The organism is Streptomyces sp. NPDC029169, assembly GCF_055563935.1.
The window spans coordinates 97,498-123,737 of record NZ_JBVHXA010000018.1 but is presented as its reverse complement, the minus strand read 5'-3'; the positions used below and the strand labels follow the sequence as shown (position 1 = coordinate 123,737).

General features: G+C 69.5%; 18 protein-coding genes and 1 pseudogene. 11 read left to right on the top strand and 8 right to left on the bottom strand.

Annotation, left to right across the window (positions count from 1 at the left end):
- Window positions 1-15: 15 nt before the first annotated feature.
- Entirely contained in the window at window positions 16-1,275 is a 1,260-nt protein-coding gene (locus tag ACZ4VI_RS28675) for an ROK family transcriptional regulator (RefSeq protein ID WP_468003832.1), read from the bottom strand.
- Window positions 1,276-1,328: 53 nt separating this feature from the next.
- Here ACZ4VI_RS28675 and ACZ4VI_RS28670 point away from each other — a divergent pair, with 53 nt between their 5' ends.
- Both ACZ4VI_RS28670 and ACZ4VI_RS28665 read left to right on the top strand, forming a co-directional pair.
- Window positions 1,329-2,411 carry a Gfo/Idh/MocA family oxidoreductase gene (locus ACZ4VI_RS28670; protein ID WP_468003830.1) on the top strand — a complete coding sequence of 361 codons (1,083 nt, stop codon included), beginning with the start codon at window positions 1,329-1,331 and terminating at the stop codon, window positions 2,409-2,411.
- 68 nt (window positions 2,412-2,479) lie between these two features.
- A pseudogene (locus ACZ4VI_RS28665) lies at window positions 2,480-2,669 on the top strand (heme-binding protein); the annotation flags it as partial.
- Here ACZ4VI_RS28665 and ACZ4VI_RS28660 read toward each other — a convergent pair.
- From ACZ4VI_RS28660 to ACZ4VI_RS28645, 4 genes are all read right to left on the bottom strand, one after another.
- Entirely contained in the window at window positions 2,656-3,513 is an 858-nt protein-coding gene (locus ACZ4VI_RS28660; protein ID WP_468003828.1) for a fumarylacetoacetate hydrolase family protein, read from the bottom strand. The pseudogene ACZ4VI_RS28665 and the gene ACZ4VI_RS28660 sit on opposite strands and share 14 nt — an antisense overlap.
- Window positions 3,514-3,672: 159 nt before the next feature.
- Window positions 3,673-4,332 carry a YidC/Oxa1 family membrane protein insertase gene (locus ACZ4VI_RS28655; protein ID WP_468003827.1) on the bottom strand — a complete coding sequence of 220 codons (660 nt, stop codon included), beginning with the start codon at window positions 4,330-4,332 and terminating at the stop codon, window positions 3,673-3,675.
- 78 nt (window positions 4,333-4,410) lie between these two features.
- The gene (locus tag ACZ4VI_RS28650) at window positions 4,411-4,701 is read right to left on the bottom strand and encodes a DUF6412 domain-containing protein (RefSeq protein WP_468003826.1); all 291 of its coding nucleotides are present in this window, start codon (window positions 4,699-4,701) and stop codon (window positions 4,411-4,413) included.
- Window positions 4,702-4,737: 36 nt separating this feature from the next.
- The gene (locus ACZ4VI_RS28645) at window positions 4,738-5,508 is read right to left on the bottom strand and encodes a class E sortase (RefSeq protein ID WP_468003824.1); all 771 of its coding nucleotides are present in this window, start codon (window positions 5,506-5,508) and stop codon (window positions 4,738-4,740) included.
- Between the two features lie 63 nt (window positions 5,509-5,571).
- Here ACZ4VI_RS28645 and ACZ4VI_RS28640 point away from each other — a divergent pair, with 63 nt between their 5' ends.
- The 4 genes from ACZ4VI_RS28640 (at window position 5,572) to ACZ4VI_RS28625 (ending at window position 9,599) form a co-directional block, all read left to right on the top strand.
- A complete protein-coding gene (locus ACZ4VI_RS28640; RefSeq protein WP_468003822.1) occupies window positions 5,572-6,585 on the top strand; it encodes an SEC-C domain-containing protein in 1,014 nt (337 codons plus the stop codon).
- A 247-nt stretch (window positions 6,586-6,832) separates the two neighbouring features.
- On the top strand, window positions 6,833-7,234 hold the full coding sequence (locus ACZ4VI_RS28635) for a very short patch repair endonuclease (RefSeq protein ID WP_468003951.1): 402 nt from the start codon (window positions 6,833-6,835) through the stop codon (window positions 7,232-7,234).
- The gene (locus ACZ4VI_RS28630) at window positions 7,231-8,226 is read left to right on the top strand and encodes a DNA cytosine methyltransferase (protein WP_468003820.1); all 996 of its coding nucleotides are present in this window, start codon (window positions 7,231-7,233) and stop codon (window positions 8,224-8,226) included. The genes ACZ4VI_RS28635 and ACZ4VI_RS28630 overlap by 4 nt, the downstream gene beginning before the upstream one ends.
- Before the next feature lie 11 nt (window positions 8,227-8,237).
- Window positions 8,238-9,599 carry a DNA cytosine methyltransferase gene (locus tag ACZ4VI_RS28625; protein ID WP_468003818.1) on the top strand — a complete coding sequence of 454 codons (1,362 nt, stop codon included), beginning with the start codon at window positions 8,238-8,240 and terminating at the stop codon, window positions 9,597-9,599.
- A 16-nt stretch (window positions 9,600-9,615) separates the two neighbouring features.
- Here ACZ4VI_RS28625 and ACZ4VI_RS28620 read toward each other — a convergent pair whose 3' ends face one another.
- Genes ACZ4VI_RS28620 through ACZ4VI_RS28610 form a run of 3 tightly spaced genes read right to left on the bottom strand, consistent with a single transcriptional unit; the run spans window position 9,616 to window position 13,637 of the window.
- Complete coding sequence (locus tag ACZ4VI_RS28620; RefSeq protein ID WP_468003816.1) at window positions 9,616-10,494, bottom strand: DUF6339 family protein; 879 nt, start codon at window positions 10,492-10,494, stop codon at window positions 9,616-9,618.
- Window positions 10,491-11,486: a hypothetical protein gene (locus ACZ4VI_RS28615; RefSeq protein WP_468003815.1), complete on the bottom strand. Its 996-nt coding sequence runs from the start codon at window positions 11,484-11,486 to the stop codon at window positions 10,491-10,493. The genes ACZ4VI_RS28620 and ACZ4VI_RS28615 overlap by 4 nt, the downstream gene beginning before the upstream one ends.
- Window positions 11,487-11,489: 3 nt before the next feature.
- Window positions 11,490-13,637 (bottom strand): helix-turn-helix domain-containing protein, encoded by a 2,148-nt coding sequence (locus ACZ4VI_RS28610; protein ID WP_468003813.1) that lies wholly within the window; start codon window positions 13,635-13,637, stop codon window positions 11,490-11,492.
- A gap of 493 nt (window positions 13,638-14,130) precedes the next feature.
- Between ACZ4VI_RS28610 and ACZ4VI_RS28605 the strand changes: the two genes are divergently transcribed.
- The 5 genes from ACZ4VI_RS28605 (at window position 14,131) to drmB (ending at window position 26,240) form a co-directional block, all read left to right on the top strand.
- Window positions 14,131-14,337: a hypothetical protein gene (locus tag ACZ4VI_RS28605; RefSeq protein WP_468003811.1), complete on the top strand. Its 207-nt coding sequence runs from the start codon at window positions 14,131-14,133 to the stop codon at window positions 14,335-14,337.
- Between the two features lie 119 nt (window positions 14,338-14,456).
- Window positions 14,457-19,229 carry a DEAD/DEAH box helicase gene (locus tag ACZ4VI_RS28600; RefSeq protein ID WP_468003809.1) on the top strand — a complete coding sequence of 1,591 codons (4,773 nt, stop codon included), beginning with the start codon at window positions 14,457-14,459 and terminating at the stop codon, window positions 19,227-19,229.
- The gene (locus tag ACZ4VI_RS28595) at window positions 19,226-21,130 is read left to right on the top strand and encodes a UvrD-helicase domain-containing protein (protein ID WP_468003807.1); all 1,905 of its coding nucleotides are present in this window, start codon (window positions 19,226-19,228) and stop codon (window positions 21,128-21,130) included. Before ACZ4VI_RS28600 ends, ACZ4VI_RS28595 begins: the two co-directional genes overlap by 4 nt.
- Window positions 21,127-24,381, top strand: coding sequence for a helicase-related protein (locus ACZ4VI_RS28590; RefSeq protein WP_468003805.1), 3,255 nt, complete (start codon window positions 21,127-21,129; stop codon window positions 24,379-24,381). Before ACZ4VI_RS28595 ends, ACZ4VI_RS28590 begins: the two co-directional genes overlap by 4 nt.
- Window positions 24,378-26,240, top strand: coding sequence for a DrmB family protein (drmB, locus tag ACZ4VI_RS28585; protein ID WP_468003803.1), 1,863 nt, complete (start codon window positions 24,378-24,380; stop codon window positions 26,238-26,240). Before ACZ4VI_RS28590 ends, drmB begins: the two co-directional genes overlap by 4 nt.

The following is a 26,240-nucleotide window of genomic DNA, read 5'->3' as shown; positions in this document are numbered from 1 at the left end:
TTCCATCCGATCAGCCTATTTTCCGAAGATCGGCGCGAGGATCAGCTGCGCCGCGCCCTCGGCGACGGCGTACGGGGTGGCGGTGCTCGTGACCGGCGTACCCAGGCCCGCCCCGGCGAGGACCGCGCCGACGCCGCCCACGAAGGCCTCGGGGTGGGCGGCCACGACCCGGCCGCCGAGGACGACGCGGTCGATGTCCAGGAGCCGTACGAGATTCGCGGCGCCGGTACCGAGGACGCGCGCCGCCTCGGGGAGGTCGCCGCGCGCGACGGCCGCCAGGCACAGGACCTCCAGACAGCCGCGCCCGCCGCAGCCGCAGGGCGGCCCGTCGAGCAGGACGGTCTGGTGCCCGAACTCCCCGGCCCCGGTCCTGGCCCCCCGGTGGAGGGCGCCGCCGAGGACGAGCCCGGAGCCGAGTCCGGTACCGAGATGGAGGTACGCGAACGAGTCGGCGGCGGGGGCCGTGGCGCGGAGGGCGAGGCCGAGGGCGGCGGCGTTGGTGTCCTTGTCGAGGACGACGGGCAGCCGGAGCCGCCGCGCGAGCTCGTCGCGCAGCGGAACGCCTTCCCAGTCGGGATAGCCGGTGACCCGCCCGGGCGTCCCGGCGAGGTGATCGAGCGGCCCGGGCATGGCGACGCCGACACCGAGGACGGCGGGGGTGGCGGGGGTTTCGGGGGTTTCGGGGGTTTCGGGGGCGGGCGGGGCCTCAAGGCTCCTCGGGGGCTCGGCCCCGGGAACGGTCCCAGGATCCTCGCCGGCGGCAACCGATCCTGCCGCCTCCCCACCCCCTGGCGCCCGGCCATCGTCCATGAGGGCGCCGACCTCCCGCCCCACCGCCCGGACCTCGCTCCCGACGGCACCGACCTCCCGCTCCACGACCCCCAACACCGCGTCCGCCCCCGCGCCCAGGTCCAGCGGGGTCCGCCGTACCGCGACCCGTACCCCCGCCAGGTCCACCAGAACGACCGTCAGCTCGTCGCGGTCCAGGTGCACCCCCACCGCGTACGCCGCCGACGGCACCAGTCGCAGGACGGTACGCGGCTTCCCGCCGGTCGAGGCGCGGTGACCGGCCTCCCGCACCAGGCCCTCCGCCCGCAGCCGCGCCGTGATCTTGCTGACCGCCTGCGGGGTGAGCCCGGTCCGCTCGGCCAGCTCCAGGCGGCTGATCCCCGCATCCCCCGCCGTCCGCAGCAGATCGAGGACGAGCGCGGCGTTATGGCTGCGTACCACCGGCAGATTCGCGCCCGTCGCGGGCCTGACACTCCTGTTCACCACCCCATTCTGCCCCTCGCTTGCACTTCGGCAACAGCGTTGCTTAAGTAAGCTTCATGACTGGCACCGGCCCCGCCCCCCTCCGCGTCGGACTCGTCGGCTACGGCCTCGCGGGCTCCGTCTTCCACGCCCCGCTGATCGCCGCCACCGAGGGCCTCGTCCTCGACACGGTCACGACCGGCAACCCGGAGCGCCAGGCGCAGGCGCGCGCCGCGCATCCCGGCGTACGGGTCGCGGACTCGCCCGAGGAGCTGTGGGCGCGGGCGGACGAGCTCGATCTGATCGTCGTCGCCTCCCCCAACAAGACGCACGTGCCGTTCGCCACCGCCGCCCTCACCGCCGGCCTCCCGGTCGTCGTGGACAAGCCGGTGGCGGGCACGGCCGCCGAGGCACGCGCGCTCGCCGCGCTCGCCGAGGAGCGGGGTCTGCTCCTGTCCGTCTTTCAGAACCGCCGCTGGGACAACGACTTCCTCACCCTCCGCCGCCTCATCGGCGAGGGCTCGCTCGGCCGCGTCCAGCGCTTCGAGTCCCGGTTCGAGCGCTGGCGCCCGCAGCTCAAGGGCGGCTGGCGCGAGTCCGGCGCCCCGGAGGAGATCGGCGGACTCCTCTTCGACCTGGGCAGCCATGTCGTCGACCAGGCGCTGGTCCTCTTCGGCCCGGCCGTGCGCGTGTACGCGGAGTCCGACGTCCGCCGCCCCGGCGCCGAGGCCGACGACGACACGTTCATCGCGATCACGCACGCGAACGGCGTGCGCTCCCATCTGTACGTGAGCGCCACCACCGCCCAGCTCGGCCCCCGCTTCCGGGTCCTGGGTTCGAGCGCCGGATTCGTGAAGTACGGCCTCGACCCCCAGGAGGCCGACCTGCGCGAAGGCCTGCGGCCGACACCCGGCGCTCCGTGGGGCGTGGAGCCGGAGTCGCTGTGGGGCCGCCTCGGCGCCGGGGAGTCCCCGGCGACGGGCGGCGGCGTGCCGGTCGAGACGGTGCCGGGCGACTACCCGGCGTACTACGCGGCCGTCGCCGCCGCCGTACGCGGCACCGGCACGAACCCGGTCACCGCCCACGAGGCCGCCGCCGCCCTCGGCGTCCTGGAGGCGGCACGCCGCTCGGCCCGCGAGGGCGTCGTCGTGTCCCTGTGAGCGAGGTGAGCGAGGTGAGCGAGGTCGGCGCACTGGAGGCGCAGGAACGGAACCCGGTCCTCCCCCACTTCACGTACGGCTCGCGCCTCGACCCCGACCGGTACGCCGCGCACGGCGGTTCGTTCCCGGCCACGGTCGAGGGCGCGGGGGTGATCGGCTCGGGTGACGGTGTCGGGCCGGCCGCAGGCGGACGACCACGCGCTGGTGGTGGAGGCGCTGGGCCGGCTGCGCGAGGCTATGGCGCCTACGCGTCCTTGAGGACCTGCCGCTGACGCCCGAGCCCGTCGATCTCCAGCTCCACCACGTCACCGGCCCGCAGGTACGGCTTCGGCTCGGGCTGCCCCATCGCGACGCCGGCCGGGGTGCCGGTGTTGATGATGTCGCCGGGGTACAGGGTCATGAACTGGCTGACGTACCGTACGACCTCCGCGACGCCGAAGATCTGGTCCGAGGTGTTGCCGTCCTGCTTCAGCTCGCCGTTGACCCACAGCTTGAGCGACAGCGCCTGCGGGTCCGGCACCTCGTCGGCGGTGACCAGCCACGGGCCGAGCGGGTTGAAGGTCTCGCAGTTCTTGCCCTTGTCCCACGTGCCGCCGCGCTCGATCTGGAACTCGCGCTCGGAGACGTCGTGCGCGATCGCGTAGCCGGCGACGTGCGCCAGGGCCTGCTCGTCGGTCTCCAGGTAGCGGGCCGTGCGGCCGATGACGATGGCGAGCTCGACCTCCCAGTCCGTCTTGGTGCTGCGGCGCGGTACGAGCACGGTGTCGTCAGGGCCGACGACGGTGTCGGGGGCCTTGAGGAAGACGACCGGCTCGGCGGGGGTCGCGGCGCCGGTCTCGGCGGCGTGGCCGTGGTAGTTCAGCCCGATGCACACGACCTTGCCGATCCGGCCGACCGGCGGGCCGATCCGAAGCCCGGTCGCGTCGAGCGCGGGCAGCACGCCGGCGCCGAGGGCGGCCCGGATCCGGTCGAGGGCGGACTCGTCGGCGAGCAGGCTGCCGTCGACGTCGCCGACCAGGGCGGACAGGTCGCGGAGCGTCCCGTCCTGGTCGAGCAGGGCGGGACGCTCGGCACCCGCCGGACCGACTCGCAGCAGCTTCATGGTCTTCTCCCTGTGGTCGAGGTGGGCCCGGGGGCGGGCCCTACTGATCCCCGGCCGATGGGTTGCGGCCATCGGAGGTTGGTCGATCCTCCAAGAGTTCGGACCACTCTGCAAGACCCCGTTCACGGACTGGACCCTTACGCGGCGGTAGCTTCAGCTTCAGTAGAGGAGGGCCCGCTCGAAGACGGTCCAGGTGGTGCTGGTGACGACGTAGAGGGCGGCGGCGAGCGGAACGACGGCGACCGTGATGAGGGTGGCGAAGGAGAGCAGCGGCATCACCTTGTTGATGGTGTCCGCGCCCAGCGGCTGGGCAGCGAGCTGCCGCTTCGTACGCCGGTAGTTGAAAGTGGCCACGGCGGCGACGATCAAGAAGAGCACGAGGTACACGAGCCCGGCCGGCCCGAAGACCCCACCCCCCGCGAGCGCGTCGGCGTAGTGGTCGCCGAGCGGGGCGGCGAAGAGGCTGTGCCCGGCCATGCGGTCACCGGAGAACAGGTGGTACATGAGCAGGAACGCGGGCGCCTGGAGGAGGCTCGGCAGACAGCCGGCGAAGGGCGAGACCTTCTCCTTGGCGTGCAGCTCGGTGACCGCCTGCTTGAGCCGCTCGGGGTTCTTGGCGTGCTGGGTGCGCAGCTCGGCGAGTTGCGGGGCGATGCGGGTACGGGCCTGCTGCCCGCGGGCGGCGGCTCGCGAGAGGGGATGGACGGCGAGCCGGACGAGGGTCGTGAAGAGAACGATCGCGGCGGCGGTGGCGGTGGTGGCGAAGAGGGGCTGGAGCAGGTCGGCGAGCTGCTCGACCAGGGTGGCGAAAACGGACATGGGGACCCTCCGAGGGTCTCGTCGTGCCGGAAGGGAGAACGTCGGCATGACGGATCCGCGCAGGGTTTTGCTTCGCTCCTACGCGGCCGCCGGGAGGGCCCGTCCGGGTGCCCGGGGCCTAGGGCGCCCGGAGGCGTCGGGGTCGCGCTGGGGCAGGAAGGCGGTGCGTCGCTGGCGGTCGCGCAGGGCGGTGCGTACCCGCGTGTGGGGTACGGGCGCGGGCGCGGGGGCGCCGATGAGGGCGCAGACGACGGTGGTCGCGGCGAGGGCGACAGCGGCGGAGAGGCTCGACCCGTCGGAGAGCAGCAGATCGGCGAGGGCGAGCAGGAAGAAGACGGGAGCGAGCAGGCGCAACCCAAGTTCCCTCACGACCACCCTCCTCCCCTTACTCCTGGCCTCCAGCCGTTATACACGCTTGGCCCAGACGACGAGCCGGTAGGCGGAACTGAACTCGGGGGTGCAGGTGGTGAGGGTCAGGTAGGAGCCGGGTTCGGAGTAGCCGTAGGAGGGCTTGACGAGGGAGCGGGGTACGGGCTGGATGACACCGGTATCACGGGGCGCGGTCTGCGCGAGAACTTGATCGACGACGTACTCGTACTCCCGCTCCCTGGTCTGCACCCGGATCCGGTCGCCCTTCGTGAGCCGGTTGATGTACCGGAAGGGCTCGCCGTGGGTGTTGCGGTGGCCGGCGAGGGCGAAGTTGCCGGGCCGGCCGGGCCCGGCGGTGTTCGGGTAGTGCCCGACGTACCCCCGGTCGAGGACGGAGCGCTTGGAGACGCCTTGGGCGATGGGGGCGGTGAGGCCGATACGGGGGATGTGGAGGATGGCGTAGGCGGGGCTCTCGGCCTCGCCGGCGGGCTCCGGAACCGGCGTCGGCGTGGGCGTCGGCACCTGAACAGGCACCGACGTCGGCACCGGCACCGGCACAGGCGCAGGTGGATCGGTCGCGACGGGTGGTGATCCCTCCCACTCCCGCTCGAGGACCCGCACCTGCTCGACGGCCTGGGCGCGGGCCTGCCGGTTGGTCCACCAGAGCTGGTGGACGACGAGGAGCATCAGGACAACCCCGCAGGTGACGACGGCCTCGGCGCACACCCACAGCACACGCGCGGGCGCGCTCCGCACCCCGCGTGTCTGGACGACCACCGGCACCCGGCCCCGCACCCTGTCGCGCACGCGGGGCACGATAGGTGCTGAGGGGCCAACTCTCCAGGGCCGTACAGCAGTACGGTGGTCAGCATGCGCCCCGACACGCCTGCCGACCACGTCACCGAAGCCGAGCGCCTCCTGCGCACCGCCGCGCGGTACCCGGAGGACCAGGAGGCCCTGCTGCTCCAGGCGGCGGCCCACCTGGAACTGGCGGGCGACCGCGCGCAGGCGACGACGCTGTACGACAGGCTCCTGTCCTCTTCCTCCCTGTCCAATCCGCACCTGATCAGGGCACTGAAGGCGGCGAACCTGTGGGAGTACGGCCACGAGGCGGAGGCGAGGGCGATCATAGAGGGCGTCCGTACGGAGCGGCCGGCGCAGGCGTCCCCCTGGGAGATCATCGCGGAGACGCTGGAGGCGCACGACGAGCTGGAGCTGGCGGAAACGGTGGCGACGGAGGCAGCAGCGCACCTGGCACCCGAGGGATCAGGGCCGGACCTCCCCCACCCCACCCAATCGCTCCTGGTGACCCGCCACAGGATCCGGAGGATGCTGGCGCTCCCGCACGACGCCTGGGACACGCTGGCGGACACCCTCCACACGGCGGCGGTCCCCCTGGACGAGCTGCACGACCCGAAGCGCCTGTGGTCCCTGGGCTCCTCGGACCCGGCGGAACTCCAGGCGGAGATCACCCGCCTCCGCAGCGAACTGGGCTCCTACCGCACGGCCCTCTCCCGCCCCTTCCCGGTGGCGGTCCTCCACTGGCCGGAGGCGGAACTCGACGAACTCCTGACGTCGTACCCGGAGCTCGAATCCGAATACCCCACCTACCGCGCCCACCTCACAGACATCGAAGCCTCCCTCCGCGAACTGGCAGTCGCCGGCACCCCCAACCTGGGCATCGTCCGAGCCACGGTCCCGTCGTACGAAGCCTTCGCAGCCTCCGAATCCTCCTCCCCCGCCAACGCCGACCTCCTCCCCCAATACGCCACGACCCTGGCGGCCAGGGGCCGCGCAACGGCGTGGCCGCCGGCGCGGGGCGCGGCTTGCTGGTGCGGGTCGGGGCGAACGTACGGGGAGTGCCACGGCAGTCCGGAGGCCTGAGGGCCGGCCCGGTCGGACGTTCCCGATGGGCCGGGCCCACGCCCATGATGGAATTGATGCAGGAGCCGTGGCGCAACGGCTCGATCGATCGCGCTGATGATGATGTTCGGCCTTCGCCTGGCCACCCGGTGGCGCGATCGACTCGGGTCGTGACGACTCGGCGCCCAGCAGACGGACCGAGCCACGATCGTGAGGGACAGCCGCCTTGAGCACGATGAAGCCGCTCTCGCCCGCTGTCTCGGCACGCATGAGCCGGCAGGCCAGCAAGGACACAGCCTCCGAGCTCGCGGTCCGGCGTCTGCTCCACGCAGCCGGACTGCGCTACCGAGTCGAGTACCCGGTGCCGGGAATGGCCCGACGCCGGATCGACGTGGCCTTCACCTCGGTCAAGGTGGCCGTCCTGATCGACGGCTGCTTCTGGCACGGCTGCCCGCAGCACGCCACGCAGCCGAAGTCGAACGCCGAGTGGTGGCGGCAGAAGCTCGACCGCAACATGGCCCGCGATGCGGAGACGACCGAGCACCTGACCTCGGCCGGGTGGGAAGTGCTGCGCTTCTGGGAGCATGAGGCGCCGGAAGATGTGGCGCTGCGCGTCGCGACTGCGGTCCAGCGGCGGAAGGCCCAACGGGGGCAGGGGAGAAATAGTTGAGCAGGCTGACGTTTGTCGACGTGTGCTCCGGGGCGGGTGGGCTCGCTCTGGGGTTGGAGCGGGCCGGCTTCGAGCCACGCCTGCTGCTGGACGACGACGAAGTCGCCGTCACGACTCTGCGGACCAATCGGCCGCAGTGGAACGTGGTTCACACCGACCTGCTGGAGTTCGACCCGGCCGAGCACCCCGTGAGCCATGACGTCGATCTCCTCGCGGCGGGCCTGCCACGGGTGAAGTCGAGTGCGACCGCCGGGCGGACGGATTCGCGCGTGGAAGAGCGGCTGTTGGAGGCCACCGTCTATCTCGTCCATGCGATCAGGCCTCGGGCGGTGCTCATCGAAAACGTTCCCGATCTCGCCCATTCGGACAGGTACCAGCAGTTCCGCGACTTCGCCCGGGCTGAACTGGCCCACTTGGGATACGAGTTCAGTTGGTTCGTCGTGAACGCCGTCGACTTCGGCGTACCGCAGAATCGCAAGCAGGGAGTCCTGGTGGCTGTCGAACGGCATGGGGCCAAGGCATTCCGACCGCCAGAGCCCATCGTGCAGGAGCCGACGACGGTCGGAGTCGTTCTGGGGCCATCCATGGCCTCACGCGGTTGGCAGGACGCCGCCCGCTGGGCCGCCCAAGCGGATCAGCCGGCTCCGACGTTGGTCGGAGGCTCGAAGAACCGGGGCGGCGCCGACCTGGGGCCGACCGGAGCGAAGCGGAAGTGGGCGACCATGGGCGTCAACGCTCACACGGTGGGCGACAGGGTTCCCGGACCGGACTTCGTATGGGATCCCGAGCTCGGCAGGGACAACATGGTGAAAATCACAGCCGAGCAGGCGGCACTGCTGCAGGGCTTTCCCGAATCTTGGGAGATCGCGGGACTCAAGACCGCTCGGTACCGCCAGATCGGGCACGCGACACCTCCGCCGGTCGGAAGGGCGCTGGGGCGGGCCATCGCCGAAGCGCTGGACGGGGATCCGGCAGGCTCCGCGGCCGGCTAGAATTCCGCCACATGACCAGCGCGGCGCCACACCAGTCCATCATCGAAAAGCCCTTTGTCCTGGACCTCTTCGCAGGGCCCGGCGGGCTGGACGTCGCCGCTGACGCGCTCGGCATCCCGAGTCTCGGCATCGAGTGGGACAAGAGCGCGTGTCTGACGCGATACGCGGCCGGGCTGGACACCCTCCACGCCGATGTGAGCGAGGTCCGCAGGGAGGCCTTCGAGTCGCTGCCGCCGGAGATCAACGTGCTCGCCGGCGGCCCCCCGTGCCAGACCTATTCGGTGGCCGGGAAGGGCGCCGGCCGCAAGGCCCTGGACGACGTCAAGAAGTACATCGAACGACTGATGGCGGGCGACTCCGACGAGGCGATCGACAAGGACCTGAAGAACCTCAGTGACCCGCGCACGGGGATGGTCCTCGAGCCCCTCCGCTATGCAATTCAAGCGACCAGGAGCCCGAGCCGGGAACATCGCCCGTACGACGTCATCGTCCTGGAACAGGTCCGTGAGGTCGAGGAGCTCTGGAAGCACTATGCCCAGGTGCTGGGTGAGACCGGCCTCCCCGACGGCACCGAGTACGAGGTCGTCGTCAAGGTCCTCGACACCGAAACCTACGGGGTACCGCAGACACGATCCAGGGCCGTACTGATCGCACGGCGCAAGGAGCTCGGTGAGCCCTCGCTGCCCAAGCCGACCCACCACGCCTACGAAGCGAAGGAATGGAATCGCAGGAGCGACAAGGCCTCGGCCCAGGTCCATCAGCCGACCCTCGACGAGTCGAACGCTCCGGAGCCGGAGGAGCGCCGGGACAAGGGCGACGATCTGGAGCACTGGACGTCGATGGGCAAGGTCCTGGCCAGGGCGGTGGGCACGCATCCAGGGCGCAAGACTCCCTTCCTCGTCCGCTCGAACTACGGCAGCTCCGGAATCCCGGGGCGACGCGGAGTACGGACCGACCGACAGCCCGCCGCCACTGTCACCGGTCGCATCTCCCGCTTCGTGGTCTTCGAGCACCTCGACGAGAACATCGTCTACGAGGGCCGGCGGTTCAGCATGAACGAGGCAGGGATGCTGCAGAGTTTCCCGCCGGACTATCCGTGGTCCGGTACGGCGCAGGCCCAGCAGGTGGGCAATGCCGTGCCGCCCCTGTTCGGTGCGCATCTCCTGAGCGCCGCGCTCGGTCTTCCCGCGCCGGACCCGGAGACCTTGAGGGAGCCGTGGACGGCTGCCACGGAGGAACAGCGGGCCAAGCTGCGGAGCCATGGCTGCGGGGCCCCGGACGCCTGCACCGCCCAGTGCCCGCGCCCCGAGGATCAGGCGCCGCCCCGCTCGACCTCGCGCCCGCGCAAGAACAAGAAGGCATCGGCGCAGTAGCTCCGGGGCCAACGGATCAGTCCCCGCTCTTCCTGCCTCTGACGGGCGCCGTCTCGAACAGCTCCGCGAAGTAGTCGGTGAGCGTGGCCACGGACTCCTCCGGAACGGGATCCTCGTCGGGCCCCTTCGGGAGTTCGTACCGCCCGACAGGAGGTGCCGATCCCGCCTCCGCGATCCAGTCTCGCAATCGGGCGGGATCCCTGGGCTCGTCCGATGCGAGGACGTCATAGGTCAAAGTCGCTCCGGCCGCATTGATCGCAACGCTGAGACCGAAGATCTCCCGCCCAGTGGTGACCTGTCCGCTCTTCAGCAGGCGGACCAGGGCCTGGGCGGTGGGGCGGTGATCGATCAGTTCCATCCGGAGAACCGTGTGGATGAGGTCCTGGTTGCCACAAGCGACCGCGGCCGGCTCATAGTCAGGCCCGTTCCGGAAGAGCTCGGCCGCCCACCACAGGCGGGAGAAGCACTGACGATCCGCGGGGCCCCGGAAACGCTCCGCGGCGATGCGCCTCTCCGGCCTCGCCGCCGTCGGCTCCGACAGGTGACGCCAGGCCACGTAGTCAGGTGCCACAGCCAGGGCGAGGTGGTTCCACAAACGCTTGTCCGCCGCCTCTCGCCGCGTCAGGCGCAGCGTGGCATGAAGCCGTGGCGCGAGCCAGGCGTCGGCCCGGGTACGGTCCTCGCGGAACTCGAACATGGCGTCTTCCACCAGGCTGCGAATCGGCTCGACCGACCACCTGGCGTCGTCCTCGGGAAGCGGCTCGACGACCTTGGCGAGGTCGATGCCACCGTGGACCTGTTCGCCCTTGAGCAGCTCCTCGGTGAGGAACGTGTCGACGGCCGAGGCGGCGAGCAGGGCCAGGCGCTCCGGTACGTGGTTGGGCTGGGTGATCACGTCTCGCTCTCCCGGTTCGTCTGTTCCAGACTGCGGATGGCATAGGCCAGCGCCTTGGCGGCATCGGCACGCCGGACCGCCGCGTAGTGGATGCGGGTCTGGAGCTCCACCCAGCCCGAGTCGCCGGTGCGCCGGCGGTGGACTTGCCGCAGAGCCTCCTCGACATGCACGCCGGGTACGACGTCCGGGAGCATCTCCCGCAGCACCTCGCCCTGCCAGTCGGTCGGAAAGACCGGGCCGCCGCCGGGTTCCACCTCCAGATCGCCGATGGCACCGTGGAACACCGCGGTCCAGACGTCCGTGGCCATCTGGGCGACGAGGAGGTCACGCACCTTGCTGTCCACACCGGAGCCGCTGCTGTCCAGCAGCCCGACGATCCCCTCGACGTCGGTGTTCACGAACACGGTGGGGACCCTGGCCGAGGTGTCCACGATCCAGGGCGCGTCGGCGTAGGCCCGCAGCCGCTCCCTGGAGCTCTTGCCGAACGAGGCTTTCTGGACCTCCAGTTGGAGCCCGCTGACGGGCTCGTCGGAGACCGTGTCGACGATCCAGCTCCGGTCGGTCTCGGCGATCGACCGTCCCTGCACTTCGTCGACCGTCCCGACGGCGTGCACGGCGAGCGAGGCCCGCCCCAAGTGGTCGTCGCGGAGCACCTCCAGGGAGCCCGACCAGTCACGGCTGTCCTCCGCGTCACGCGTGAGGTCCGTCGAGGTGCGGACATTGGTCTCGCCGTCCGTCAGCACGGCGAGAACGCACAGGTCGGACCACGCCGCGTCCGGCGCATTCGCCCCGGGCGGCAGCGTCGCCGAGAGGCCGATCGTGGCGCTCACCCAGTCGGTGTGGCCGGCGATGCCGAGTGCGACGGCTTGGTGCTGAGTCGAGTACGCGCTGGTCTCCAGTTGGTCGCGGGTGCCGTCGGAGAGCTTGAGGGAGACCGACGTCACCCTCAGCGTGATCGGCCGGTTGAGTCGCTTGTACGGGTAGATCTTCACGCGTCACTCCCCCTTGCCGGCACGCAGTTCGACGACGAGGCGGGTGAGCGTGGTCCTGACCGGGTGGCTGGTGACATCAGTGGCTCCTCGGAACTTCGCGCGACGCACGCCGGGCGTGAAGCGCAGGGTCCCGTCCTCGACCTCACAGCCCTCGACGGCCACGAGTTCTGCCCAGTCCAGCTTCGGGCGGCCCCCGGAGCGCACGTCCAGCTGGGCGACCGGCACCATCGGGACGATCTCGTCGCCGCGCGGGATGCTCACTTCCGCGGTGATCCGCCACTCCCCTTCATCGCCGATCGTCGCCTCCAGCCCGTCCAGCACCGGGACCACAGGACCGGTGGGCACCTTGGCCTTGGGCCGGTTCCTCACGGTCAGCGCCTTGCGCAGGGCCTCGCCGCCTTCGCTGCTGCCGCGCTTCGGCCTCGCGACGATTTCCCTGACCGCGCTGTTGACCTCTGTGGTCAGCTTGTTGATCCGCCGGTACGCGGAGGGCGACCAGCGCAGGGTCAGCTCCTCCGTCTGCCCCCAGCGGTCGTGCTCAGGGGGTTCCGCCGCGCGCAGGAACTCCTCGGCTTCCTTCGCGAAGGGCGCCGACTCCCCCGCGGCCTCTCCCACCAGGAGAACAGCCTGGAACGGGTTGGTCCCCAGAGGCAGGTTCGGGACCCCGGCCTTCTTGACGGTCATGCGGTTGCCGCGCAGCGAATGCACCTGGTTCTTCGGTGTGTCCGCGTCATTGGCGGCTTCGGTGACCAACAGGACCGCCTGGTGCGTCCCGAGCGTCCCGGGGACGACTCCTGACAGCGGCAGCTTCAGCGGAATACTCCGTGCCGCCACCTGCCCGGCTTCGGTGAGCCGATCCACTGTGGTGCCCTCGTAGTGTGCCCGCAGCGCGCGGGTCCGGGAGGGCTGCAGGGCCGACGGGTCCACCTGCGTTTCCGGTACGACGACCTCGCCGTTGTTGCGCAGGGCACGGACAGAAACCTCCAGGAGAGGAAGTCTGCCGCCCCCGCCGGTCATCGCGGCCCAGAAGTCCCGCCCCAGCGCCTCGACCAAACGGCGGTGCATCCTGCGGATGTCGCGCGTGTCCTCGCTGCCCTCCTCGTCGAGGGTGTCGTCCTCGAGGTCGGACGAACTCCCTTCGAGACTGGCCACGTCGTGCGCGCCGACGATGAGGAAGGAAGTACCGGGTTCGTCGCTGTCCCGGCTCAGGTGCAGACGGGACACGGTCTCCTCGTCCGCCCACCAGGAACGGGCGACCTCGGCACCCGGCGAATCGGGATCGGGGCGCCCGAACCAGGCGGGGCCCGCGCACGGTTTGCCGTGGACCTCACGCCAGGGCAGTTCGAGACGGCCGATGACCCGTCGCTCGGTACGCCCCTCATGAGGCTCGGACAGAGTGGAGTTGATGAACACGAGCCCCAGAGCACTGGTGGCCCACAACGTCGCCTTGCCCAGGCCGTACGAACCACCTGCGCCCGGGCCGGACTTGAGGCTCTCCAGCTGGCGCCTGACCACGGCGGCGAACTTGCCGTCCGCGTAGTCGTCGCCGGTGAGCCCGGAAGCGTTGTAGTCGTCGACCCGTAGCAGGACCAGGCGGCCCTTCTCGTACATGTCGCGAACCCCGGCGTCCACGACCCGCCCGACTTTCTGGTTGCCGGCGATCTCCGAGACGGCTGAGTAGTGCGGGAAGAGGTCGTTCCAGAGAATCGCCTCGCGGAAGGCGTCCAGGGCTTCGCCGGTCAGCTCGTGGAGGGTGTAGCGAACGCGGACCGGGCGTCCGTTCTCCGTCAGCCGCTCGTCGAGGCTGTTCTGGCACGTCTCGCGCGCGAGGACCTGCACATCGGCATCGAACGCGAAGGCGGCGGCATTGCCCAGGTCCCGACCACCGTCGAGGTATCCAGGGCGGTGGTACCAGGAGAGCGGGAGGCCGGCCTGTGTGTCGGTGGTGCGGGTGTGCACGGTACCGAGGTCCGTGCCGAGTGCCTTGGCGATGTCCTGCATGACGGTCGGACGGGGAGTCGACCTTCCGGTGATCCAGGCGGAGACCGCGGCTCGAGTCAGTCCGAGCTCCTCGGCCAGTTCGGCCTGCGTCCTCCCCGAGAGCTTGAGCTGACGGGCCAGCCACGGCCCGAACTCCTCACCTGTCTCCACGCGCCACCTGTCTCTTTCCTCGGAGTCGTCCGAGCAGGCTAATTTGACAACTACCGCGACGTCAATCAGCAGTTGACCACAAACCGATCACCTCGCCACTCGACACAGATGCCCAACTTGCCGGAACTTGTCACTCTATGAGCATTTCTGTAAGCGGAGTAGTCAACTCACGGCAATACAAAGGAAGTTGAGCTTGCACGATCGAGTGACTGCCGCTAGCTTCGGTGACGATGGAAAAGCCATCCCGCTCAGGGGAACCCGAAATTAGGGAGAACGGGCGGCTAGGGGAGAAGTGCGCCCGAATCCGCACCTGAGCACCGTGCGGAGAGAAACCTTCCCGAAAGGGGTGGCGGCGCAAGACATTCACCCGCTAGCGTGATCGGTGGGAAGAAGTATCTCACCCAAGAAATACCCATCCGTTTCACGGGGGGCGTGTATCTGAATACACCCCTGTGCGACTACAAGACACGACGCAACAGGGGCGGACCACTCCATGGATGAAATGGATTGCGGCGACTTCCTGGACTCGCTCCGGGAATTAGACTCATTTGAATTGAGGATCCAGACAGCGCAAAGCAAGATCGAGGTGGCAGAAATTCTGCACCAGCACAACCTGTCCGAAGAGAATTTCGCCCACAGATTCCCCGACTTGGCGAAGGCCGTTCAGGAACTGCCGGACGAGACCTCCCCCTCGGCCTGACTCGCAGCACGCCGCGGACCTCAGGTCCTTCCCAGAACACGCATGCCATCACACGGGCCGGCGGTCGGCCCGTCATTCACGCTTTCGCCCGGACCTTGACACCTCAGGAGTGCAGAGCATTGCCGTCTTCATCCCCTTCGGTGGTTCAAACCGTTCTCGAACAGTCCTCTCGTGTCCTGCAGACTTACGCCGTGGACCCCGGCCTCGTTGCCGAACACGCCAATGGTGAGCGCCGTATCACTCAGGGTGGATATGGCGACCGTCAGCTTTTTGAGCTCGTCCAGAACGCGGCCGACGAAATCGCCGAAGAGCCGGGTGGACGAATCCATGTCGTCCTCACAGAGAACCATTTGTACTGCGCGAACGAGGGAAATCCGGTGACCCCGGAAGGCGCGGAAACAATTCTTCGCATGAGTATGTCGAGGAAGCGCGGAGGGCAGATCGGTCGATTCGGGGTCGGCGTGAAATCGGTGCTCGTGGTGACGGACGCACCGGAATTCTTCAGCCGTACGGGAAGCTTCGGATTCGACCGCGCCTGGTCGTACGAGCAGATCAAGGCCGTTCCCGGCGTAACGGCGCGCTACGGCCCGGAGTTCGACGCCCCCGTCCTGCGGATGGCCCGTCCGCTCGACGTGCAGGCCGAGCGCGCTGCCGACCCCGTCCTGAACGAGCTGTTGACCTGGGCGACCACCGTCGTCCGCCTCCCTCTGCTCCCGAAGGCGGACGACCGGCTGGGCCGAGACATGCACGGCGGTCGCGCCAAGGACCACGGCGAGCCCCGCGAGGAGTTCCCGGTCGGCTTCCAGCTCTTCTCGCCGCACGTTGCGAAGGTCGTACTGGAGGACCGCCGGCACCGGCCTGTGGCCCGTCGGACGCTGACCACCCAGCAGGCCGACGGCCTGCACACCGTGGTCGAGGAGCGGACCGGGAAGGCCGTCGCCGGCGAGCGGTGGCGAGTGTTCACCACCACCCACGCACCGGGATCCGCGGCCCGCGCGGACGCCGGAGAGCTGCACGACAGGCTCACGCTCGACCTTGCCTGGGGCGTCCCCACCCTGGAGAAGGACCAGGAGAGCGGTCTGTACGTCAGCCCGCGGTCGCGCGGTCGCGGCAGGTTCTGGTCCTTCTTCCCGACCAAGTACGAGATGTCGCTGAGCGGCATCCTCAACGGCGCCTGGAAGACGAACGAGGACCGGCAGAATCTTCTCGACTCCTCCCCCTTCAACCAGGAGATGATCCGGGTGGCGGCGCAACTGGTCGTCGACTCGCTCCCCGCCCTGGCGCCCGCCGAGGACCCTGCCGCCTACCTCCCGCTGCTACCCGGGCGCGTCAAGGAGGCAATCAGTTGGGCGGACGAGTTCCTGACCGACGAGATCTGGATTCGCGCCGCACTCCATCCGTCGCTACCTGACCAGAACGGCGTGCTGCGTGTGCCGACCGACCTGCGGGTACATCCTCGTCCCAAGGACCCCAAGAAGGAACTGAAGGCCCTCGCCCGTTGGCTGCGGATGTGGCACGAGTGCCCGGACCGCCCGTCGGACTGGCTGCACCCGAGCGTCGAGGTCGACTCTCTGCGCTCCGGCAAGGTCGAACACATCCTCAGCGCAGCCAAGCACCAGCGATCGAGCGTCCGCGAATGGCTGGAGGCCCTCGTGGAGAGCGGCACCGCTGAAGCGTCCGCGACGGCGATCCGCATCCTCGCCGACATGATCGAGGCCAAATCCCCGTTCGCCGAGGAGGCCCGCAAAGCCCACATCGTCCTCACCGAGGAGCACGGTCTCGTCGCCCCCGTGCACGGCAAGGTGTTCCGCCGCGCCGACCAGGGCGGACTGCGCGAGTCCCTGGTGTACGTGGCCGACAAGATCGCCCAGGAACCGTCGCTGGCACACGCGCTCAACGCCCTGGGTATCCGGGAGGCCGACGTCGAGGGCCGGTTCACCAGCGTTCTCGACCAGGGCTTCGAGCACTACAGCGAGTCCGACTGGCAGCGGTTCTGGGAGCTCTTCCGCCAGGCCGGGGTGGGACGACTGGCTCACAAGGTCCTGGAGCGGGTGCCCACTCCGCGCTCGACTCTGCGTGCACGAACCGCCGACGGGAGATTCCGGCCGATCGAGGACTGCATGCTGCCGGGCGTCGTGGTCGACGCCAAGCGCGACCCGAGTGTCGCAGTCGACATGGCGTTCCACTCCGACGACAAGCTCTTCTTCTCCCAGGTCGGCCTGCGGGAACGGCCGACCACCGGCGTACAGCCCACGACGGAGGAGGCCTGGTTCGAGGAATACCGTGAGGCCGTCCACGGCGCCTACCTGCGCAGTCTGGACAGCCGTGCCCCCCGTCCCACGCTGAATCGCATGAAGGTCGAGGGAGCCGCGATCGGTGGCCCGCTCCACCTCTTCCGCGCACTCTCCGAGGAGTCCCGCGCCGCCTTCCTGAATGCACTGCCGGACGACGCCGTGGTGGACAACTGGACCCGTCAGGTCGGCGCGCAGACCGGCATCCGGCAGGCCGTTCCCTCTCCGATCCGCTGGATGCTGCGGAAGTACGGGACGGTCGCCACTTCCCAGGGGATCAAGCCGCTGAAGGAGGCCGTCGGACCGCAGCTCGCCGCCTATCGTGACGTACTGCCGGTCGCCGATCTCTCCCCCGAGAAGGCCCGCAAGCTGCGCCTCCCGACCACGGTCGACGACGTGCCCTCCGACCATTGGGACACGCTCCTCGACAAGGTGTCGCGAAGCGAGGACGATTCCTTCGTCGGCGCCACCTACGTGATGCTGACGCGGTTCGGCGCGGACTTCCCAGAGGACTCGCTGACGCGCTGCCGCATCGGCGACACCTGGGGGACCCGTGCCGACGACGAGATCACCCTCGCCGTCGGTGCCGCCGAGTACCGGGCGCTCCGTGCCGAACAGCTGCCCGCGCTGCTCGTGCCGACCGCCGAGGACGCCGAGCTGATGGTCGAGAAGTGGGGCATGCTCCGCTACTCCGACGTGATCAGCAAGGAGACCCGTGAGGTTCCGGAGGGCGACCCTGTTCCGCTGGTCGAGCTGTACCCCGCCCTGCGTCAACGCCTGAGCAGCACCAACCGGAACAGCATGGTGCAGCGGTGCACCGAGCTCGAGGAGGTCATGCGGACCCCCAACGGAACGCATGCCTATCCTCTGAAGGCCGTCCGTCAGGACGGCACGGTCAAGGTCCGTATTCCGCTGGATCCTGAGCCTATGTTGCGCCTGATCGATCTCGAGCTGGGGCTCGGGCTCGGTGCGGCCGGCTGCCGGGCCGTGCTGGAGCAACAGGACCGCATGGCACGGGACAGCGCGATGCAGGCTGCGAAGAAGGCCGTACGCGATGCCGAGGACGTGGTAGCCAAGATCGAGCTGCTGGTGGGTGCGGAGGCGCTCCGCGCCGGGCTTCCCGAAGGGCTGATGGAGGCCGAGGTGCAGGCGGCCGACGGCGCGGAGCCGATAGGGCGCCGGATCGCGCAGATGGCGTTCAACGCGCACGGTGACGGGGTGCTCCAGCAGCACGCCCGCGACATCCAGGCACGGTTCCCCGACGCGCCGGTCGGTTACACGGGTTCGTCGGCCGCCGTCGCCTTCGTCTCGGACCTGAAACTGCCAGTATCTTTCGCCGGTTCAAGGACTCCGTCACCGCCTCCGTTCGAAACCGTCGAGGGCCCTCGGGACTTCCCGAGCCTCCACGACTACCAGGAGGACCTGGTCCGTAACATCTCCACCATGCTCGACCGGCTGGCCCCCCAGCGCGGCATGCTCTCGCTGCCCACCGGCGCCGGCAAGACCCGGGTCACCGCCGAGGCCGTGATCCGCTGGGTCAAGCGGGTCGGCGATCTCAAGGGCCCTCTGCTGTGGGTCGCTCAGACCGAAGAGCTGTGCGAACAGGCCGTTCAGAGCTGGAAGTTCGTCTGGAGCAAGGTGGGTGCGGAACGCCCGCTCACCATCAGCCGACTCTGGGGCAGCAACGAGGTCGGGGATGTCGTCGACCACCCGCATCTGGTGGTCGCCATCGACGCCAAGCTGGAGCGCTGTCTGGGCACCGATCAGTACACGTGGCTGCGCCAGGCCGCGCTTGTGATCGTGGACGAGGCGCACACCGCCATCTCCAAGCGGTACACCGAGATCCTGGGCCGGTTGGGGCTCACCCAGTACGAGACCGGCCGGCATCTGCTCGGTCTGACCGCCACCCCGTTCCGCAACACCAACGAGGACGAGACCCGCCGCCTGATCAACCGCTTCGGCAACAGGCGTCTCGACCAAGGGATCTTCCCATCGGGCGACCCGTATCGCGACCTCCAGGACTGGGGCATGCTCGCCCAGGTCGAGCACCGCACGCTCGAGGGCGGCCGGCTCGAGCTGAGCCAGGAGGAGAAGACGCACGCCGATCGCATGGCGATGCTCTCCCGTGCCGCGGAGCAGCGGCTCGCCGACGACCATGCACGCAGTCGACGCATCGTCGACTCGGTGGCCGAACTGCCGGACGACTGGCCGACGTTGCTCTTCGCCACCTCTGTCGACCACGCCAAGTACCTGGCTGCCATGTTCAACGACCAAGGCATCCCGTCCGCCGCCGTGGACTCGACGACGAGTGCGCAGGATCGTCGTACTCGCGTCGAGAACTTCCGAAACGGCCGCATCCGGGTGCTCACCAATTACGGTGTCCTCACCCAAGGCTTCGACGCGCCGGCCACCCGTGCCGTGGTCGTGGCCAGGCCGGTGTACAGCACCAACGTCTACCAGCAGATGATCGGTCGTGGTCTGCGCGGCCCCAGGAACGGCGGCAAGGACACCTGCCTGATCCTCAACGTCAGCGACAACATCGCCAACTTCGACACCCAGCTTGCGTTCACCCAGTTCGAGCACCTGTGGAGCCGTAAGTGACCGACGCCTACCTCGACAGCCCTCCGCTCACCGCCGAGCAGCGGGCCGTGGTCGAGCAGCCCTGGGACGCGCGAGTCCTCGTCACCGCCGGTGCCGGGGCGGGCAAGACACACACGTTGGTGCGCCGGCTCGATGCGCTGTGCGGTCATGAGGACCCGGACGAAGCGCTGGAGGCCGCCGAGATCCTGGTGCTCGCCTTCTCCCGAGCCGCCGCTCGCGAGTTGCGCGAGCGCATCGCCCGGCACGGGGATCAGGCCCGCCGGGTGCGCGCCCAGACCTTCGACGCCTGGGCGTACGGGGTGCTCCTCCAGGCGTTCCCGGACCGGGAGTGGGGTGCGGCCTCCTTCGACGAGCGGATCAAGGCCGCGGTCGGGGCGATCGAGAAGGGCGCGCTGGAGGCCGGCGACGCCGTCCCGCCCTCCCATGTGGTGATCGACGAGGTGCAGGACCTGTTGGCCGACCGCCGGGAACTGGTGGAGGCTCTCCTCGACCGCTACCAGGACAGCTGTGGGTTCACCGTGGTCGGCGACGCCGCCCAGTCCGTCTACGGCTTCCAGATCGAGAACCTGGCCGAACGCGCCGACGAGACCGGCCGGTTCTTCGAGTGGCTGCGTTGTTCGTACCCCGACGATCTGGTGGAGCTGCGCCTCACTGAGAACTTCCGGGCTGTCACTCCCGAGGCCCGGGTCGCGCTCGCGCACGGTCCCCGGCTCCAGGAAGTGAGCGACACGGACGAGGCAGCGACGCTCTACGACGAACTGCGCGATCTGCTCCTGGATCCGGCGAACGGGATGGGCGACCTCACCGATCAATTCACCGTGGACGGGCTACGGAATCTCTCCGACACCTGTGCGATCCTCACCCGCGACAACCGCCAGGCCCTGGTGATGTCCGGCCTGCTCCACGAGCATGGCGTCGAGCACCGGCTGCGGCGCCCCCTCGAGGAGCGGCCGGTGCCGTACTGGGTGGCCGAGTTGTTGCGCAGTACCGAGGCGACCGGCGTCAACGAGGACCGGTTCCGCTCGCTCCTCGCGGAGATCCCTCTGCCGTACGAGCCGAATGCGGCTGCTCTGTGGACGGTGCTGCGTCGGGCCACGCGCACGGCCGGGCGCAATGTGCTCGATCTGGAGCGACTGCGCCGCCTGGTCGCCGACGGCAGGTTCCCCGACGAGGCGGCCGACCGAGAGACCACACGGATCGTCGTCTCCACCGTGCACAGGGCGAAGGGCCTAGAGTTCGACCGGGTGATCGTCCTGACCCCGCCGACCGTCGCAGAGCTCCACAAGCAGTACAAGGACGATCTGGACCTGCCCGCCGAGGCCCGAGCCCTGTACGTGGCGATGACCCGCGTCCGCCAGGACCTCTACCACGTACAGCCCCCCGAGTTGCCGATCATCAAGAGAGCAGGGGGGCGGAGGAACGGCCGCCGGTACGTCGGCGGGTGGCGGTCGTACGACAGGTTCGGGATCGTCGCCGAGGCGGGCGACGTCTGCCAGGACAATCCGCCCGGCCACGAGACCGACGCCGTGGCGACTCAGGCGTATCTCGTGAAGCACGTGGGCCCGGGGCATGGAGTGGTGCTGTGCAAGCGCCACGACCTTCCGATGGGCGAGTACCAGAGCCCGCCGTACGCCCTGGTGCACGACGGGCGGCAGATCGGCGAGGCGTCGGAGCGGTTCCGCGAAGAGCTGTTCCAGGTGCAGAAAGTGAACAGGACCTGGGACCCCTGGTGGCCCGACGAGATCCACGGCATGCGCATCGACACGCTGGAGACCGTGACGGGCAGCACCGCCGCCGGCGCCAACGTCGGCCTCGGCGACCGAGGCGTGTGGATAGTCCCCCGGATCACCGGCATCGGAAAGTATCGACGGGCTGACAATAGCGAGGAGCAGCGCGCATGACGGACGTGGCAGGTCGGCACTCCGAGCACTATCGGGTCAGGGACGAAGAACTCCTGGTGGGACTCCGCCGCGAGCTCCACGGCCCGGCTCCGGACGCCGCGTCGGAGGATCGGGACGAAGTCCTCACCCAGGACGCTCCGATCGACCGCTACCTGGCGGGCGTCCTCTACCCGAGGTCGGCGAACGCTGCTGCGGAGGAACGGATCCTTGAGGACGACGCCGAGCAGGAGGGTTTGGACAGCGCTCCGCTGCGCACCCGTGACAACATCGAGGAATCAGGCACCGCGCAGGAGGTCGGCGCTGCGGGGTCCCGCCGTCCCTCCTCGATGGGTCTGACCTTCGCGATCGACCCGGGTATAAGCGATGAGATCGTTGTCTCGGCGCGTGCCGCCGTCTACGAGCCCACCGATGCGGAGGGCAACCCGATCCCGGCCCGCCGTGCCGAAGCTCGCACCACTTCCGACCAACGGGAACAGTGGCGGCGCAAGGAGCTCGAGCTTCCGGACACCCTGGTGGACGTGACCGCACCCGACCCCGACAAGAAGGTCGACCTCGGTGCCGGGGCGGCGCTGCGCGTCAACGTCCGCCGCTCCGACCCGACCACCGGTACGGTCACGATCACGGTCACCCTGGTCAACACCCACCGGGTCGGCGAGCGGGAACTCCAGGACGCGTTTTCCCTGTTCCAGTGCGGTCTCACGATCCGCGCCGCCAACGGCTCCACCGCCTTCGTCGAGCGCCCCGCCCCGGCTGCCGCTCATGACCCCGAGGTCGCCACCAGCCGGCTGCTGCACCGCCACGCCCCGACGTTCGCCGTCGGTCACGGCTGTGCCGCCGAATGGGACTGGACGCCACCGCCGATCGGCATGACCGACACCGTCCGGGCCGCTGTCACCGAAGTACGGAGCGAGTTCGTCCCCAGCGTCGAGGTGCTGCTCACAGACTCCAATCCTGAGATCGACAGCTCCGCTCTGTCCATGCTCGGCCTGGCGAAGAGCTCCGACGCCGAGGTCCTGGGCGCTCTGAAGGAGCTTGCCACAGGCTACGAGCGCTGGATCGATCGCAAGGAGATCGAGACCGAAGCCCTGGCCGGTGGCACGTACGAGAAGCCCGCGCGGGATCAGGTGGAGGCCTGCCGTGAGGCGCTCGGCCGCATTCGCGAGGGCATCGAACTGCTGGGATCCAAGCCCGACTTGATGCGGGCGTTCCAGCTCGCCAACCAGGCCATGGCCGAGCAGCGTGCTCGCAGCGCGTGGGTGAAGGGCGGCCGAGAGGGTTCGCCCGACCTGGCCGCGGGCCGCTGGCGTCCGTTCCAGATCGCGTTCGTACTGCTCTGCCTGGCCGGCGTCGACGACCCCAAGCACCGCGACCGCGCCGTCTCCGACCTGCTGTGGTTCCCCACCGGTGGTGGCAAGACCGAGGCGTACCTCGGTCTGATCGCCCTCACCTCGTTCCTGCGTCGCATCCGGAGGGGCGCGGACGGGGGCGGCGTCACGGTGCTCATGCGGTACACGCTGCGGCTGCTCACGCTCCAGCAGTTCGAGCGTGCCGCGATCCTGCTCTGCGCCATGGAACACATGCGCCGAGGCCAGCCCGAGTTGGGCGACGAGGAGTTCTCCATCGGCATGTGGGTGGGGCGTTCGGCCACACCCAACACCCTGAAGGAAGCTGCCGGGAGGCTCACCGAGCTCCGCGGCGACCTCGACAAGCGTCTCGCCACCGAGAACCCCGTTCAGCTGCATGCCTGCCCCTGGTGCGGCACCCGCCTCGATGCCCGCGCCTATGAGGTCGACGAGGACGCCAAGCGGATGTACGTCCGTTGCCCCGGGACCGACTGCGCCTTCGCCGACGGCCTGCCGGTCCACCTGATCGACGAGGCGGTCTACGACGCTCGCCCGACATTGGTGATCGCCACGGTCGACAAGTTCGCCTCGATGCCGTGGCGTCCGGCCACCGCCGCCCTCTTCAACCGCGACGACCCGAGCGACGGTACCCCGCCTCCGGAGCTGATCGTCCAGGACGAACTCCACTTGATCTCCGGCCCGTTGGGGACGCTCACCGGCCTCTACGAGACCGCTGTGGACGCACTCGCCGATCGCCCCAAGGTGATCGCGTCCACGGCGACGATCCGTCGCGCCGCCGACCAGGGCCGCCACCTCTTCGCCCGCGAAGTACGCCAGTTCCCACCCGCCGGCCTGGACTCCCGCGACTCGTGGTTCGCGGTGGAGACCCCCCGCGAGGAGAAGGCGAGCCGCCGATACGTCGGCCTCCTCGCTCCCGGTACCAGCCAGTCCACCCTGTTGATCCGTACGTACGCGACCTTGCTGCACCGGGCCAAGCACGCAGGGACCGAGGCCGAGGTGCGCGACGCGTACTGGAGCCTCGTCGGCTACTTCAACAGCCTCCGGCTGCTGTCCGCCGCGGAACTCCAGGTCCACGACGACGTCGTGGCCTACCTGGAACTGCTCGCCGAGCGTGAGGGTGTGGCTGTCCGCGACATCCCCAACTACTCGGAGCTGACGAGCCGGATCGACGCCAGCGAGATCCCCACCCGCCTCAAGCGCATCGAGAAGAAGCACCCGGACGACGACACCGTGGACGTCCTCCTCGCCACCAACATGATCGCCGTGGGCGTCGACGTGGACCGTCTCGGTCTGATGGCCGTGATGGGCCAGCCGCAGACCACCGCCGAATACATCCAGGCCACCAGCCGTGTCGGCCGCGCCCACCCCGGACTGGTCGCCGTCATGCTCAACGCGACCCGCTCCCGCGACCGCTCCCACTACGAGAACTTCCTGCACTTCCACTCCGCCCTCTATCGAGAGGTCGAGTCAACCTCCGTCACCCCCTTCTCCGCCCGTGCCCGGGAGCGGGGCCTGCACGCGGTGATCGTCGCCCTGGCGCGCATCCTCATTCCGGCGGCCCGCCCCAACGACGCGGCCGGCCGCGTGGACTCCTACGAGCACCTGCTCCGGGAAGACATCAAGCGCGATCTACTGAAACGCGTCCAGGAGGTCACTCCCGAGGAGGCCGACGCGGTGGCCCGAGCCTTCGACGAGTTCGTCGACTGGTGGTGCGACGAGGCCGACACGCACGGCGGGCTGCTCTTCGAACCCCAGAGGGGCAGCCGTATCCCCTCGCTCCTGAAGTCGTACGACGACGAGTCCGAGGACGCCGAGGCATGGCCCACACTGTGGAGCCTGCGCGATGTCGACGCCGAGTCCGCCCTGTTCATGGAGGCATCCCGATGACCCCGCCCCCCGCACGCCGCCGCCGGACCGGCACGGACAGCGCCGCGCCCGCCCGCAATCTGCTCCGTCGTGGTGCGGTTCGTCGTGCCCAGGCGATCACCACGTACGGTGTCGGCTCGCTCGTGGCCGTCGACCACGAGTCCTTCATCGTCTCCGGACTGGACGGCGCCGACGAGCACTGGAACAGCGACGAGGCTCCACGGATCCACGAGCGGCGCCTCGCCCGCATCCTGGGCGTCCAGCACTTCCGGCTGCCGCCCGCGTCAGACGACACCAGCAAGGACGGCCTCCGGGTCCGACGTTTCCCCCTCATGCACTCCTGCCCGGAGTGCAACGACCTGCGCCGGCACCGTGACTTCACCCCGCCTCCCGGCCGCAGCATCTGCGGCACGTGTGAAGCCGACCTCGTCCCCTCCCGTTTCGTGATCGCCTGCGAGGCCGGACACCTCGATGAGTTCCCGTACTGGCAATGGGTCCATCGCGCCACCGGCCGCGGAGCCACGACCGCCGGTCAGTGCGGTGGAACCCTCAAACTGCGTACCTCCGGGCGCAGTTCCTCGCTCCGCTCGATCGTCGTCTCCTGTACCTGCGGGGTGCCCGAGGTCTCGATGGAGGGCTCCTTCCGCAGGAGCGCCCTCAAGGATCTGGGCCTTCGCTGCCGTGGCACCCGCCCGTGGCTCGGCACGTCCGCCCCTGCCCAGACCTGCGGCCTGACTCCGCGAACCCTCCAGCGCGGTTCGTCGGCCGTGTGGCAGCCGGTGTTGAAGTCGGCGCTCTCCATCCCGCCGTGGAGCGACGGCCGTGCCGATCCGCTCGCCGAGCACTGGGAAGAACTCCGCAAGTTGAATGGCCGGACGGAGGTCGAGATGTGCCTCAAGTTCGCTTTCAAGGGTGAGAGTCCGGTCCCGGTCGACGAGGTGATGGCGCTCCTCGACGCAGAACGCGAGGAGGACCCGAACGGCGAGGACGCCCCCATCTTCGACCATCGCTATCGCGCTCTGCGCAACAAGGAGTACGAGCGGCTCCGCTCGGGCAACGACGAGCGCGAGCGCTCTCGCGAGGAGCAGTTCATCTGCGAGACCCCGCTGGGCGACGCCAGCGTGCTCCGCCCGCTCGGGGTCACGGACCCGATGCTGGTGAAGAAGCTCCGCGAGGTACGCGCCCTCAAGGCGTTCACCCGCCTCGCCGACCCCGACTCGACGACCGAGCCCCATGAGGTCCCGCTCTCCGACTCCGATCCTCAGTGGCTCCCCGCCATGGAAGTCCGCGGCGAGGGGGTCTTCCTCCGCCTGGACGAGAACCGACTCGGGTCCTGGGAGAAAGCCCCCGCTGTAGCGGCTCGGGTCGAGAGGATGCGCACCGCTCACCAGAGGGCGCTGGAGCAGCGGGCGACGGATCCGAGTCGGGTCGCTCCTTCCCCCGCCACCCCCCGCATGGTGCTGCTGCACACGCTGGCCCACGTCCTCATCAGCGAATGGAGCCTGGAAGCCGGGTATCCGGCCGCCGCTCTGCGTGAGCGTCTGTACGCCGCGGACGACATGGCGGGTGTACTCGTCTACACCGCTACGAGCGATTCGGCGGGCAGCCTCGGAGGGCTCGTCGCCCAAGGCGAACCGGATCGCCTCGACACAGCGATCCGTTCGGCGATCCACCGTGCCGAGTGGTGCTCCTCCGACCCGCTCTGCGTCGAGTCCGAGGCGTCCGGCACCGGCGGAACCAACCTCGCCGCCTGTCACGCCTGCGTGATGCTCCCGGAGACGAGCTGCGAGCACAACAACATCCTGCTCGACCGCGCGTTGCTCGTGGGCACCCCGGAAGATCCCCACCTGGGCTTCTTCTCGGGCATTCTGGCTCGCTGA

Excerpts from the sequence above, each read along its gene's own strand:
- ACZ4VI_RS28670 (WP_468003830.1), top strand. The coding sequence starts at position 1,329 with ATGACTGGCACCGGCCCCGCCCCCCTCCGCGTCGGACTCGTCGGCTAC.
- ACZ4VI_RS28660 (WP_468003828.1), bottom strand. The coding sequence starts at position 3,513 with ATGAAGCTGCTGCGAGTCGGTCCGGCGGGTGCCGAGCGTCCCGCCCTG.
- ACZ4VI_RS28655 (WP_468003827.1), bottom strand. The coding sequence starts at position 4,332 with ATGTCCGTTTTCGCCACCCTGGTCGAGCAGCTCGCCGACCTGCTCCAG.
- ACZ4VI_RS28640 (WP_468003822.1), top strand. The coding sequence starts at position 5,572 with ATGCGCCCCGACACGCCTGCCGACCACGTCACCGAAGCCGAGCGCCTC.
- ACZ4VI_RS28635 (WP_468003951.1), top strand. The coding sequence starts at position 6,833 with ATGAGCCGGCAGGCCAGCAAGGACACAGCCTCCGAGCTCGCGGTCCGG.
- ACZ4VI_RS28625 (WP_468003818.1), top strand. The coding sequence starts at position 8,238 with ATGACCAGCGCGGCGCCACACCAGTCCATCATCGAAAAGCCCTTTGTC.
- ACZ4VI_RS28605 (WP_468003811.1), top strand. The coding sequence starts at position 14,131 with ATGGATGAAATGGATTGCGGCGACTTCCTGGACTCGCTCCGGGAATTA.
- ACZ4VI_RS28590 (WP_468003805.1), top strand. The coding sequence starts at position 21,127 with ATGACGGACGTGGCAGGTCGGCACTCCGAGCACTATCGGGTCAGGGAC.
- drmB (WP_468003803.1), top strand. The coding sequence starts at position 24,378 with ATGACCCCGCCCCCCGCACGCCGCCGCCGGACCGGCACGGACAGCGCC.